The 13,294-nt window shown below is 66.6% G+C and carries 14 protein-coding genes; 11 read left to right on the top strand and 3 right to left on the bottom strand.

Going from position 1 to position 13,294, the window contains the following annotated elements; genetic code table 11:
- The first annotated feature begins 93 nt into the window (after positions 1-93).
- Entirely contained in the window at positions 94-687 is a 594-nt protein-coding gene (locus tag G3O06_RS16060; protein ID WP_174916358.1) for a hypothetical protein, read from the top strand.
- Between the two features lie 31 nt (positions 688-718).
- On the opposite strand, the gene G3O06_RS16055 is transcribed toward G3O06_RS16060, so the two are convergent.
- Positions 719-1,120, bottom strand: a complete 402-nt coding sequence (locus tag G3O06_RS16055) for a CopD family protein (protein ID WP_205816759.1) — start codon at positions 1,118-1,120, stop codon at positions 719-721.
- The gene (locus G3O06_RS16050) at positions 1,117-1,425 is read right to left on the bottom strand and encodes a DUF3817 domain-containing protein (protein WP_205816726.1); all 309 of its coding nucleotides are present in this window, start codon (positions 1,423-1,425) and stop codon (positions 1,117-1,119) included. Before G3O06_RS16050 ends, G3O06_RS16055 begins: the two co-directional genes overlap by 4 nt.
- Before the next feature lie 106 nt (positions 1,426-1,531).
- On the opposite strand from G3O06_RS16050, the gene G3O06_RS16045 reads away from it, so the two are divergent.
- From G3O06_RS16045 to G3O06_RS16030, 4 genes are all read left to right on the top strand, one after another.
- Positions 1,532-2,479 carry a helix-turn-helix domain-containing protein gene (locus G3O06_RS16045; RefSeq protein ID WP_205816725.1) on the top strand — a complete coding sequence of 316 codons (948 nt, stop codon included), beginning with the start codon at positions 1,532-1,534 and terminating at the stop codon, positions 2,477-2,479.
- A 148-nt stretch (positions 2,480-2,627) separates the two neighbouring features.
- Complete coding sequence (locus G3O06_RS16040) at positions 2,628-3,548, top strand: LysR substrate-binding domain-containing protein (RefSeq protein WP_174916361.1); 921 nt, start codon at positions 2,628-2,630, stop codon at positions 3,546-3,548.
- A gap of 226 nt (positions 3,549-3,774) precedes the next feature.
- Positions 3,775-4,557 carry an ABC transporter substrate-binding protein gene (locus G3O06_RS16035; protein ID WP_174916362.1) on the top strand — a complete coding sequence of 261 codons (783 nt, stop codon included), beginning with the start codon at positions 3,775-3,777 and terminating at the stop codon, positions 4,555-4,557.
- 226 nt (positions 4,558-4,783) lie between these two features.
- Positions 4,784-5,899: a succinylglutamate desuccinylase/aspartoacylase family protein gene (locus G3O06_RS16030; RefSeq protein ID WP_205816724.1), complete on the top strand. Its 1,116-nt coding sequence runs from the start codon at positions 4,784-4,786 to the stop codon at positions 5,897-5,899.
- A gap of 129 nt (positions 5,900-6,028) precedes the next feature.
- Here G3O06_RS16030 and G3O06_RS16025 read toward each other — a convergent pair whose 3' ends face one another.
- On the bottom strand, positions 6,029-6,835 hold the full coding sequence (locus G3O06_RS16025) for a MetQ/NlpA family lipoprotein (RefSeq protein WP_174916364.1): 807 nt from the start codon (positions 6,833-6,835) through the stop codon (positions 6,029-6,031).
- 308 nt (positions 6,836-7,143) lie between these two features.
- Here G3O06_RS16025 and G3O06_RS16020 point away from each other — a divergent pair, with 308 nt between their 5' ends.
- The 6 genes from G3O06_RS16020 to G3O06_RS15995 all read left to right on the top strand — a co-directional run.
- On the top strand, positions 7,144-8,301 hold the full coding sequence (locus tag G3O06_RS16020; RefSeq protein ID WP_205816723.1) for a porin: 1,158 nt from the start codon (positions 7,144-7,146) through the stop codon (positions 8,299-8,301).
- A gap of 206 nt (positions 8,302-8,507) precedes the next feature.
- Positions 8,508-8,768, top strand: coding sequence for a DUF2866 domain-containing protein (locus G3O06_RS16015; RefSeq protein ID WP_174916372.1), 261 nt, complete (start codon positions 8,508-8,510; stop codon positions 8,766-8,768).
- Between the two features lie 124 nt (positions 8,769-8,892).
- Positions 8,893-9,276, top strand: coding sequence for a DUF6232 family protein (locus tag G3O06_RS16010; RefSeq protein WP_205816722.1), 384 nt, complete (start codon positions 8,893-8,895; stop codon positions 9,274-9,276).
- 199 nt (positions 9,277-9,475) lie between these two features.
- A complete protein-coding gene (locus G3O06_RS16005) occupies positions 9,476-9,703 on the top strand; it encodes a hypothetical protein (protein WP_174971261.1) in 228 nt (75 codons plus the stop codon).
- A 237-nt stretch (positions 9,704-9,940) separates the two neighbouring features.
- Positions 9,941-12,208: a TonB-dependent hemoglobin/transferrin/lactoferrin family receptor gene (locus G3O06_RS16000; protein WP_205816721.1), complete on the top strand. Its 2,268-nt coding sequence runs from the start codon at positions 9,941-9,943 to the stop codon at positions 12,206-12,208.
- Between the two features lie 49 nt (positions 12,209-12,257).
- Positions 12,258-13,294, top strand: a 1,037-nt coding sequence (locus G3O06_RS15995; RefSeq protein ID WP_205816720.1) for a ChuX/HutX family heme-like substrate-binding protein, incomplete at its 3' end; no start/stop codon positions are given.

The following is a 13,294-nucleotide window of genomic DNA, read 5'->3' as shown; positions in this document are numbered from 1 at the left end:
GGCTTTTTTTGTGGATGCGGCGCACGTCGCGGAAACGTCGCGGCGCGAATCCGCACCCGATGCTACGATCGTGCTTTGCCTCCAGGAGCCTCCATGAACGCGCTCGGCATCGTCTCCGAATCGAGCACCCGGACCTCGGCGCGCAAGCCGCCGTTCATCCCGTCGTTCGGCTTCCACGAAGTGCATGAATCGAAGCCGATCGATGCCGCTCCGGCACGCATCATCGACGCGGTCGCTGCGCTCGACATGCGCACGGATCCGGTCGTCGATGCGCTGCTCAACGTCCGCGAATTCCCCGTAGCGCTTGCCGCGTCGCTGCGCCACGGCACCACGCGACGCGAACGCGAACGCTTCGGCCTCCATGCGTTCACGCCGCTGCATCGCGACGACCGGTCGCTGTCGCTCGGCCTCGTCGGCCGCTTCTGGCGTCCGGACCTCGGCGTGCTGACGATCGCCGACGCGGCCGCGTTCGTGCAGCACGACGACCCGCGCGACGCGAAACTGGTGCTCCGCTTCGAGGTCGTCGGGCTCGCATCGGGGGCGCACATGCTGCGCACCGAAACCTTCGTGCATTGCCCGACCGCCCGCACGCGGCTGCTGTTCATGCCGTACTGGCTCACGATCCGGATGGCGAGCGGCTGGATTCGGCGCCGCACGCTGGCGGCGGTCGAGATGGCGCTGGCTTAGGGCCTGTCTTTGCCGAGGGCCAGCCTGCGCATCAAAACGGCTTGACCACGACCAGCCCGACGACGATCGCCGTCGCGGCCACGACCGCACCCGCCGCCTGCCCAAGCCAGGGCGCCGGCACGACGACGAGATCGTCGCGCTCCATGCGCCGCAGCGTGCCGGCCAGAATCCCGTGCAGCGCCGACAGCGCGACGACCACCACGAGCTTCACCGACAGCCACGCCGCGCCGAACCAGTGACCGTTCAGCGCGAGCGCGATCCCCGCGATCCACACAAGCGCGAGCGCGGGTGCCGTCACCGTTCGGTCCCAGCGCCGCACCGCGCGATGCACGGCGAGGTTGGCGATGCGCACGCCGATGGACAGCATCAGCAGGCCGCCGACGAACGTGACGACGGCGACGACATGTACGGCCTTGAGCCACAGGTAGATCATTGCGCGTGCCTCCTGCGCGCGATCCATCCGGCACTCGTCAGGCCCACGAACGGCACGACGGCCGCCAGCACGAGCCGCGCGACTTCAGCCTTGCTCCACAGCCCGCTCGACGCGGTGCCGACGACCGCCCACACGTACATCGCGAACGCGATGCCGTGCACCGGGCCCATGATCGATACGGCGGCCGGATAACCGGCCAGGTGCTTGAGCGGCACGGCAACGCACACCAGTACGACGAGCGTGGTCGCCTCCAGCAACGACATGTATTGCAGGTTCCGCAGCGCATTGCGATCGTCTTGTTGCATCGGCAGTCTCCAGGTTGGTCCATGACGATTGTCGCGTGTGGTGTCGTTCCGGGCCATTGGCTAAAATGACATCTTTAAACGGATTCTGGCCACGCCCCTGAACGCCATGCATACGGTCGCCGTGCTCGCCCTGCCCGATGTCGTCCCGTTCGACCTGGGCATGGCGTGCGATACCTTCGCGCGCGTGCGCTCGCCCAACGTGGCGCAGCCGTACCGCGTCCGCGTGTGCAGCGAGCACGCGCATGTCACCGGCGACCTGTTCGACCTGCGCCCCCCGTTTCGCCTCGACGCGCTCGCCGATGCCGATACGATCGTCGTCCCCGGCACGTCCATACCGCTCGCGCCCACGTCGCGCCACGTGATCGCGGCGCTGCGCGCGGCGGCCGTGCGCGGTTGCCGGATCGCATCGATCTGCAGCGGCGCATTCGTGCTCGCGGAAGCCGGGCTGCTCGACGGCCTGCGCGCGACGACGCACTGGCTCGCGGCCGCCGAACTCGCGCGCCGTTATCCGCGCGTGACGGTCGACCCGAACGTGCTGTTCGTCGACAACGGGCAGATCCTGACGTCGGCCGGCGCGGCGGCCGGCCTCGATCTGTGCCTGCACATGATCCAGGCCGACTACGGTGCGGCGGTCGCCATCGACGCGGCGCGCTGCGCGGTGGCGCCGCGCGTCCGCGAAGGCGGGCAGGCGCAGTTCATCGCGCCGGAATGGCCGAGCGGCACCGACGGCCTGCAAGGCCTGATGGACTGGCTGCAGGCCAACCTGCGCAAGCCGCTCACGCTCGACGCAATGGCCCGCAAGGCGTCGACGAGCGTGCGCACGCTGACACGGCGCTTCCAGGAGCAGACCGGCACGTCGCCGCGGCAATGGCTGCAGACCGCGCGCGTCAGGCACGCGCAGCAGTTGCTGGAAGTCACGGAGCTGTCGATCGAACATGTCGCGACGGAGGCCGGCTTCGGTTCGGTCACCGCGTTTCGCGAACGGTTCGCGCGCATTGTCGGCACGTCGCCGCAGCGGTATCGCCGGACGTTCCGTGCGCGATCCGGCGCATGATGACCACCTCGTCGCTTCCCGCCGCACCCTGGCTCGCGATACTTCGCTGTGGCGGCGCAAAACCATGCGCATGCAACCGTCAGGATCGCTACCTAAATCAGCCACACCACGTCGCCCGCCGCAGTAACGCGCCAACCGGACCCGATCGATGACCCGCATCCGCAACCCCCTGAACATCGCGCAGCTCCAGGCGTTCGTCTCCGCCGCGCATCACAAGAGCCTGCGCGCCGCCGCGCGCGAACTCGGCGTCACGCAGCCCGCGATCACGCATACGATCCGCGAGCTCGAAACGGCGCTCAACGCGGAGCTGCTCGCGCGCAGCGTCCGCGGCGTCGAGCTGACCGCGTGCGGCCATGCACTGCTGCCGCGCGCCGAGCAACTGCTCGGCGACATCCGCCGCACGGTCGAGGCCGTCGAGCAGGTGAAAGGCGAGATGTCGGGGCGCGTCGCGGTCGGCACGATGCCGTCGATCGCGCTGACGGCGCTGCCGCGCGCAGTCACGGCGTTCCGCCAGTCGATGCCGAACGTGAGCCTGCATCTCGAGGAAGTGACGGTGCCCGACGCGCTCGCGCAGTTGCGCAACGGCACGCTCGACATCGCTGCGATGCACCATGTGCCCGCGCTCGACCGCGATTTCACGCAATCGCCGCTGCTGTCGACCGAATTCACCGTCGTGATGCGCGAAGGCCACCCGCTTGCGCACGCACGCCGGTTAGAGGAATTGCTCGACGCCGAGTGGATCGTCACCGTCGGCGCCGAGCAGTTCCCGCACAGCGTGATGGTCGGCATGTTCGAGGCGCACGGGCTGCCGCTGCCGAAGCGCCTGCTGCGCTCGCCGATGTCGTTCGCGGTGACGCTCGGGCTCGTCGCGCGCTCGGACGTCATCGGCTGCTTCACGCGCCCGCTCGCCGCGATGGTGGCGCCGCTCGGCATCCGCACGGCCGAACTCGACGAAAGCATGCCGCGCTTCGACCTGTCGATCATCGCGCGCCGCGACCTGCTGCCCACACCCGCCGTCACGCAATTCGTCACGTGCCTGCAGCGCGCGGTCAACGAAACGCTCGGCTGAATCGTTCATGTGTGTGAAACGGCGGCGCACCCGACGCGCCGCCGCCGGGCCCGGTATCGGGGCTTGTCCTAGGCGCCCTGCCGGTATTTTGTCTTGATAATCTTGCGCACGTCGCGCGTCCGCATTGGGCGGGCGAAACGGACAGTCCGACGCGAAGCCGCGGCGGACCGAAGGCTTACTGCGCGGCACAACCGCGCACCCATCGAACAAAACGAGGAGTCACCGAGTGAAAAAGATTCTTGCGGCTGTGACCGTTGCCCTGCTCGCCGTATCGGCCGGCGGCGCGTACGCGAAGGACTGGTCGACCGTGCGGTTCGGCGTCGACGCAAGCTACCCGCCTTTCGAATCGAAAGGCGCTGACGGCAAGGTTGTGGGTTTCGACGTCGATCTCGGCAACGAAATCTGCCGCCGCATGAACGCGAAATGCGTGTGGATCGAAAACGACTTCGACGGGATGATCCCGGCGCTGAAGGCCCGCAAGTTCGACGGCGTGCTGTCGTCGATGTCGATGACGCCGGCGCGTCAGGAACAGATCGCCTTCTCGGCGAAGCTGTTCAACACGCCGACGCGCCTCGTCACGAAGAAGGGCACGGGCCTGATGCCGACGGCTGAATCGCTGAAGGGCAAGTCGGTCGGCGTCGAGCAGGGCACGATCCAGGAAACCTATGCGAAGACGTACTGGGCCTCGAAAGGCGTGAACGTCGTGCCTTACCAGAACCAGGACCAGGTCTACGCCGACCTGATCTCGGGCCGTCTGGACGGCGCGCTGCAGGACGCGGTGCAGGCCGAAATCGGCTTCCTGAAGACCCCGCGCGGCGCGAACTTCGATTTCGCCGGCAAGGACATCGACGATCCGAAGACGCTCGGCAACGGCGCCGGCATCGGCCTGCGCAAGGAAGACGCCGACCTGAAGACGAAGATCGACGGCGCGATCGCCGGCATGCGCAAGGACGGCACGTACGACAAGATCGCGAAGAAGTACTTCGATTTCGACGTCTACGGCAAGTAATCCGCCAGCCAGGCGCACGCTTCGCTTCGGCACGAACGGGCTCCGCAAGGAGCCCGTTTTTTTTGCGCGCGCCGCACCGGCAGCGTTATTTTTTTCGCACCAACCTGATGATTCTCAACGAAAATCGGCGTGTTCTGGCGCCGGTTTGATGGCGGTGAGGAAGGCAACGTACAATCGATCTTCCACGCACACCGGATCATTCGCGGCTGCGCCGCACTCCCCCATCATGCAAACGCAGACCCATCCGCTGATTTCCCCCGCCGTCGGTACCGAACGCCAGATCACGAGCTTTCACTACGGCCCGCGCGGCGGCAAGAAGGTCTATATCCAGTCGTCGCTGCACGCGGACGAACTGCCCGGCATGCTGGTCGCCACGCTGCTGCGCCGCAAGATCGCCGCGCTCGAGACGGCCGGCAAGCTGCGCGGCGAAGTCGTCATCGTGCCCGTGCCGAACCCGATCGGCCTGTCGCAACACGTGTTCGGCGATCACCTCGGCCGCTTCGAGCTCGGCTCGATGCAGAACTTCAACCGCAATTTCTACGATCTCGCGGCACTCGTGCTGCCGCGCGTCGAAAGCCGCCTGACGAACGACGCGCAGCACAACCTCGTCGCCGTGCGCGCCGCGATGCGCGAAGCGCTCGACGAGCAGAAGCCGCGCACCGAGCTCGACTCACAGCGCCTCGCGCTGCAGAAGCTGTCGTTCGACGCCGATATCGTGCTCGACCTGCACTGCGACAGCGATGCGGTGATGCACCTCTACACGAATCCCGATCTGTGGCCGGACGTCGAGCCGCTGTCGCGCTATCTCGACGCGCAGGCGTCGCTGCTCGCGCTGAATTCGGTCGGCAACCCGTTCGACGAGATCCACAGCTTCTGCTGGTCGGATCTGCGCAACCGCTTCGGCGACCGCTTCCCGATCCCGAACGGCGCGATTTCCGTCACGATCGAACTGCGCAGCGAGCGCGACGTGTCGTACGAATTCGCCGAAAAGGACGCGCAGGCGATCGTCGAATACCTGACCGAGCGCGGTGTCGTCGACGGCACGCCGGCGCCGCTGCCGCCGCTCGCGCATCCGGCCACGCCGCTCGCGGGCACCGATCCGCTCGTCGCGCCGGTATCGGGCGTGATCGTGTTCCGCACGCCGGTCGGCGTGATGATCGAGGCCGGCGAGGCCGTGGCCGATATCGTCGATCCGCTGACCGATCGCGTCGTCACGCTGAAGAGCAGCGTGTCGGGCGTGCTGTACGCGCGCCAGATCGTGCGCTTCGCGACGGCCGGCATGGAGGTCGCGCGGATTGCCGGCGCGACCGCGATCCGCACGGGTTCGCTGCTGTCGGCCTGAGCGGCCGGTGTGCGCGCCGGGCCACGGCGCGTATCACGCACACCCGCTCGCACCAACGAAATCGCCCGCTTGCGCGGGCGATTTGCTTTCCGGATCGTCGAGATCCGGCCATCCGGTACGTGGAACCGTTCAGAACGCCGGCACGATCGCGCCGCCGAACTTCTGGTCGATGAACTTGCGCACGTCGTCCGATTCATAGGCCGCGACGAGCTTCTTCACCCACGGCTTGTCCTTGTCCTGAGCACGCACCGCGATCAGGTTCGCGTACGGGCCGCGCAGGTCCTCGATCGCGATCGCATCCTTCACCGGCGTGAGACCGGCCTTCACCGCGTAGTCGGTGTTGATCGACGCGGCATCGACGTCGGGCAGCGCGCGCGGCAGCTGCGCGGCGTCGAGTTCGACGATCTTGATCTTCTTCGGGTTCTCGGCCACGTCGAGCGGCGTCGCGTTCACGCCGTTGGTGCCGGCGCCCGCCTTCAGCTTGATCACCCCGTACTTCTGCAGCAGCAGCAGCGCACGGTTGCCGTTCGACGGATCGTTCTGGATCCCGACCTTCGCCCCCACCGGCAAGTCCTTCAGCGACTTGAGCTTCTTCGAGTAGAAACCCATCGGCGCCGTGTAGGTGAGCCCGACGTTCGCGATCTTGTAGCCGCGCTGCTTGATCTGGCTGTCGAGGAACGGCTGGTGCTGGAAGCCGTTCGCGTCGAGGTCCCCCGAATCGAGCGCCGCGTTCGGCTGCACGTAATCGTTGAATTCGATGACCTTGATCGCGAGGCCTTCGCGGGCGGCGACCTTCGTCACTTCGGTCCAGATCTGCGCGTCGGGGCCGCTCATCGTGCCGATCTTCAGCGTTTGCGGATCGGCGTGCGCGCCGGGCGCCGCGAATGCCAGCGCGGCGGCGAGTGCGCCGAGGCCGGTCAGGAATGAACGTCGCATGGTGTCCTCTTGTCCCGTGTCGTTTGTTGGAACACGGATCGTGGCATGGGGCCGGAACGCCATCAACCAAGCTTATTTCATGTGCATATTCCTGATTTCGATCGAATCTCAGTCTGAATCGGTATAACCACCGGCTATACAAGCGGGCAGAATTCAGTGTCGCATCGGCGCCACACATTCTTCATATGACAGTCGCTGTCATATTCATTACGTGGCCCCTCGATAAAGTTGCCGCCGGTACGTGAAAGCGCCCATAGAGAGCGCCGGAACCGCAACTGGACACGCCATTTATTCGCTCGGAGAATCCTTTGAACAAGAAACTGTTGACCATCGCCGTCCTGGCAGCAACGGCCGGCACGGCGCACGCACAAAGCAGCGTGACGCTGTACGGCGTCATCGATGCCGGTATCAGCTACGTGAACCACAGCAAGACCGCCAACGGCGGCACGGGCAAGCTGTTCAAGTATGACGACGGCGTTGCCCAAGGCAGCCGTTGGGGCCTGCGCGGCACCGAAGACCTCGGTGGCGGCCTGAAGGCGATCTTCGTGCTCGAAAACGGCTTCAACAGCGGCAACGGCACGATCGGCCAGGGCGGCGCGATCTTCGGTCGCCAGGCTTACGTCGGCCTGAGCCAGTCGCAATACGGCACGGTCACGTTCGGCCGCCAGTACTCGTTCTCGACCGACATCCTCGGCTCGAACTACTCGACGGGTGGCAACACGGTCGGCGGTAACTACGCGTACCACGTGAACGACATCGACCAGCTCACGTCGAGCCGCATCAACAACGCAGTGAAGTTCCAGAGCGCGAACTACTCGGGCTTCACGTTCGGCGCGTTGTACGGCTTCTCGAACTCGACGGACTTCGCCGGCGCAGCCGCAACGACGTCGGGCACGACGACGACGGCAGGCTCGTCGCGCGCATACAGCTTCGGCCTGAACTACGCGAACGGCCCGCTGTCGGTCGGCGCAGCCTACACGGACATCCGCTTCCCGAGCCAGTCGACGCCGGCCTTCTCGACGTCGATCGCGAACCTGAGCACGGGCAACGTCCGCGACCTGCGCACGTACGGCGTCGGTGGCCGCTACGTCTGGGGCCCGGCAACGGCATGGCTGCTGTGGACGCGTACGCAGTTCTCGACCGTTTCGGGCGCGGGCGGCACGTTCTACAACGCGTATGAAGCAGGCGCGAAGTACGCATTCACGCCGGCTCTGTCGGGCGGCCTCGGCTACACGTACACGAACGCAACGCAGAACGGCAACTCGTGGCACTGGAACCAGGTCAACGGTATCGCCGACTACGCACTCAGCAAGCGTACGGACGTGTACGGCCTGGTCGTGTACCAGCAGGCATCGGGCAAGGGCGTGCAAGCGCAGATCGGCTCGAGCACGAGCTACTTCAATACGTCGGGCACGGGTTCGAAGAACCAGATCGCCGCACGTATCGGTATCCGTCACAAGTTCTAAAGCATCCGCTTAACTCGCGGATCACGACGGCAAGAAGCGCCCCGCTCCACGCGGGGCGCTTTTTTATGTGCTTTTAAGTTTCGCTTAATTCTGGGCTGAGAGGATGCTCTCACCCCCCCTGTTGGCCGCCTGAGCATCGGCGGCTTTTTTTTTTACCGACGACGGCGCCGCCATCGATTGCCCACAAGACAGGATCGGAGGCCATGATGATCGAAGATACCGTTTTCAGCCATCTGCACGCGATTCTGACGTGCCAACACTCGATGCCGGTCCAGAGCTGCCGCGTATCGGTCGAAATGCAGCGCCCGTGGGGCCGGCCGTATCGTCTCGTCGAATGGACGATGCATCTCGACGCGCCCGCGCGGCGCCAGATCGTGCCGGCCGAATCGACCGACGAAGAGATCGCCGAGGCCGTCGCCTCGCACGTGCCGGGCCGGCTGTACGGCGACGGCAGGCTGCAGTTCTGAACCCCTTCCCGTTCCCTCCGCTTCCCGCCTTTCAGCCGCGCCGCACGCGTCGTGCGGCAGTCGGTCTCGTTTGATGCAGCAACGAAACCTGCTACGCTGCGCGTTTTCGTCCACGCAACACACGATGGAAAACGCATTCAACGAACGTGGCGTGATGATCACGCGCAACGGCCTGTCGGCCGCCGGCCAGGTATTCGCACTGCGTGACATCCGCCAGGTCGATGTCGTCAAGATTCCGAAGAACCGCCTCGTACCGTCGCTGATCTCGCTGATCGGCGCGGCCGCCGCCGTCGCAGGCGGCATCGCCGGATCGAGCGCCGCGCTCGTCATCGGCGTGATGCTCGCCGTCGTCGGCTATCTCGCGTGGGCCACGCAGGACATCACCTATCGCCTGATGGTCGAGATGCCCGACGGCAAGCGCGAAGCGCTGTCGAGCGTCGACGTCGAGTTCGTCGAACGCGTCGCGCAGGTCGTGCGCGATGCGCAGGCCGCGACGACGGCCGGCTGATTCCGTTCGCATCCCTGCACGCGTCGATTCGCGGTGCCCGGCCGCGCGCGGCGCGTTTCTCGTCGCGCAACGGCGCCCTCGATTGCCCCGTCGAATCGCGTTCCGCCTCCTCATGGCCAACACTGCGCCTGCGCTGCGTACGCCGACCGCCTAGTATGGAAAGAGCGGCTCGCCGCCGCATCGTCCGATGGAGGCCAGCATGAACGTCCAGACGCTGTCCGGCACGCTTCGCGCGCAGGAACTGCTGATCGTGTCGATGATCCGCGCGCTTCCCCCTGACGCACGCCGTGCGCTCGTCGACCTCTACACCGAACAGATCGCGTTCGCCGAACAGGCCGGCCTCGAAAGCCACAGCGATCGCGCGACGCACGACGCGTTCATCACGCATGCGCGCAACCTGCTGATCCGCATCGAAGCCCTCGCCTAGCCGGGCCCGCGTTTCTCCCGAATTTCCCGCCGCGGCTCGCCCGGGCCGCGCAGGTAAGCGCTCACCCACGCGCGCCGCGTTCCGTTCTTGTATTGATAATAATTCTCATTTACACTGGTAAAGTTATCAGTTGCCTTTCAATTCGCCGCTCGCGCCTTCCGTGCGCGGGCGGGCCAGCCAGGTGAACGCGTCACCCAGCCAGCCTTCGGGCTTGTCATCATCAATGGGAGACCACCTGTGCATTGCTATACGCTGGCGCGGCGGCCGATCTGTGCCGCGCTGTTCGGCGCGTTCGGCCTGTCCGCCGCCTCGGCTCACGCCGATTCGACGCCGCAAGGCGCCACTCCGCCTTCCGCCATCCTCGTCGCCGCGTCCATGCGCGGCGATGCGGCGCTGCTCGATCCCGTCACCGTCACGGCCAACCGCACCGCCACGGCCGCGAGCCGCACGGCTGCGTCCGTCTCGGTGATCACCGACGAGGATATCGAAGAACAGCAGGCCACCAACATCAAGGACGCGCTGCGCTACGAGCCGGGCGTCACCGTGCGCCGCACTGCGTACCGGCCCGGCAGCGCCGCGCTCGGCGGCGGCCGCGACGGCGATTCGAGCATCAACATCCGCGGCCTCGAAGGCAATCGCGTGCTGCTGATGGAAGACGGCATCCGCCTGCCGAATGCGTTTTCATTCGGCCCGCTCGAAGCGGGGCGCGGCGACTACGCCGATCTCGACACGCTCAAGCGCATCGAGATCCTGCGCGGGCCGGCCTCGGCGCTCTACGGCAGCGACGGCCTGACCGGCGCGGTGAACTTCATCACGAAGGACCCGCGCGACCTGCTGTCGATCTACAACAAGCCCTACTACTTCTCGTTCCGGCCGAGCTACGACTCGGCCGACCGCAGCGTCGGCGCGACCGTGTCGGCCGCGGGCGGCAACGATCGCGTGCAGGGGATGATCATCGCCGATGGCCGGCGCGGCCACGAGGTCGACACGCGCGGCAGCAACAACTCGGCGAGCACGCTGCGCACCACGTCGAACCCGCAGGACGTCTATTCGGAATCGCTGCTCGGCAAGCTCGTGCTGACGCCGACCACCCGCGACACGATCAAGTTCACCGCCGAAACGGTGCAGCGCCGCGTGAGCACCGACGTGCTGTCGGCAATCAGCCCGCCGACCACGCTCGGCCTCACCACCTACGACCGGCTCGAGCGCAACCGCTTCAGCGTCGACTACGACTTCCGCGACGACGCGTTCCGCTGGTTCCAGACCGCGCACGTGCAGTTCTACTATCAGGACGCGAAGCAGGACCAGTACGCGTTCGAGACGCGCGGCCGAGCGGCTTCGCGTTCGCGCGACAACCAGTACAAGGAGCGCACGTTCGGCGGTTCCGCATTCGCCGAAAGCGGCTTCGCGACCGGCCCGTTCGCACACAAGCTGCTGTACGGCGTCGACGGCAGCGTGTCGCGCGTGACGAACATGCGCGACGGCACGGTGCCGGGCGTCGGCGAAGCGTTCCCGAACAAGGCGTTCCCCGACACCGACTACACGCTGTTCGGCGCGTTCGTGCAGGACCAGATCGGCTACGGCCGCCTGCTCGTCACGCCGGGCCTGCGCTTCGACACGTACCGGCTGAGCCCGACCGAGAACGATCCGCTGTTCACCGGCAAGGCCGTGTCGACGAGCGCGAACGAACTGTCGCCGCGCGTCGCCGTGCTCTACGAGATCACGCCCGCGGTCATTCCGTACGTGCAGTACGCGCACGGCTTCCGCGCGCCGACGCCCGACCAGGTGAACAGCAGCTTCTCGAACCCGGTGTACGGCTACACGTCGATCGGCAACCCGAACCTGAAGCCCGAGACGAGCGACACGTTCGAAGCCGGCCTGCGCGGCAAGGCCGGCACCGGTTACGGCGTCGTGCGCTACAGCGCGGCCGCGTTCACGGGCCGCTACCGCAACTTCATCTCGCGCACGACGATCGCGGGCAGCGGCCGGCCAACCGACCCGTTCGTGTTCCAGTACGTGAACTTCGCCGACGCGCGGATCCACGGCCTCGAAGGCCGCGCCGAATGGGTGATGCCGAACGGCATCACGCTGAAAACGGCGATGGCGTTCACGAAGGGTTCGACGCAGAACGACGGCGCGGCCAGCCAGCCGCTCAACACCGTCAACCCGTTCTCGGCCGTGTTCGGCGTGCGCTACGAGCCGACCGAGCGCTGGTACGTGCAGACCGACCTGCTGTTCCAGGCCGCGAAACGCGACAAGGACATCGACAAGTCCGACTGTTCGAACAAGGCGTGCTTCTCGCCGCCGTCGTCGTTCGTCGTCGACCTGCGCGGCGGCTATCGCTTCAACAAGCACGTGAGCGCGACGATCGGCATCCGCAACCTGTTCGACCGGAAGTACTGGAACTGGTCGGACGTGCGCGGCATCGCGGCCGATTCGCAGGTGCTCGATGCATATACGTCGTCCGGACGCACGGTCGCCGTCAGCATGAAAGTGGATTTCTGAAGCGCGCCGCCCGCGCTGCCACCCCAACCGTTACTTGAAGGAGTCCGACATGATGCAATCCGCCCTTCCCGGTCAACCGGCCACGCCGGCCCGCGCGGCCGCCGCGCTGCGCGACGCGTTCATCAAGCTCAAGACCGAGCGCCAGCTGCGCAACCGCGACGTCGCGCAGGCGCTCGGCGTCAGCGAAGGCGAGGCGCTCGCCGCGTTCGTCGGCGAGCACGTCGTGCGGCTCGACGCGCGCTTTCCGGCGATGTTCGAGGAAATGCCGCGCCTCGGCCGCGTGATGGCGCTCACACGCAACGACACGGCCGTTCACGAAAAGGACGGCGAGTATGCGCAGATGAGCCACGACGGCCCCGTCGGCCTTGCACTCGGCGATATCGACCTGCGCATCTTCTATCGTCACTGGGTGTCGGCGTTCGCGGTGCGCGACGAGACCGCGCACGGCCCGCTGAAGAGCCTGCAGTTCTTCGACGCGCAGGGCCATGCGATCCACAAGGTCTACCTGCGCGCGCACAGCGACCACGCCGCGTACGACGCGTTCGTCGAGCGCTGGCGTGCGCCGTCGCAGGAGCCGGGCCTCGAGGTCGCGCCCGCCGCACCGAAAACGCCCGAGCGCGCCGACACCGAGATCGACGTCGCGGGCTTCCGCGCCGCGTGGGACGCGATGACCGACACGCACCAGTTCTTCGGCATCACGCAACGCTTCGGTGTGAGCCGCATGCAGGCGCTGCGCCTTGCCGATCCGCAATACGCGTATCCGGTCGAAACCGCGCATGCGCTGCGTCACGTGCTCGAACAGGCCGCAACAAGCGGCCAGCCGATCATGGTGTTCGTCGGCAACGCGGGGATGATCCAGATCCATACGGGCCCCGTCGCGAACGTGCGCGAGGTCGGCGCATGGATCAACGTGCTCGACCCGGGCTTCAACCTGCACGTGCGCGAAGACCTGATCGCGGCCGCGTGGGTCGTGAAGAAGCCGACCAGCGACGGCATCGTCACGTCGCTCGAGCTGTTCGACCGGCAGGGCGACCACGTCGCGCTGCTGTTCGGCGAGCGCAAGCCCGGCAAGGTCGAGCGCGACGA

Origin of the sequence: Burkholderia sp. Ac-20345, assembly GCF_017104825.1 — a bacterium.
In the GTDB taxonomy this organism is placed as follows: domain Bacteria; phylum Pseudomonadota; class Gammaproteobacteria; order Burkholderiales; family Burkholderiaceae; genus Burkholderia; species Burkholderia lata_B.
The sequence above is the reverse complement of the archived record's forward strand: the minus strand, read 5'-3'. Positions and strand labels throughout refer to the sequence as shown.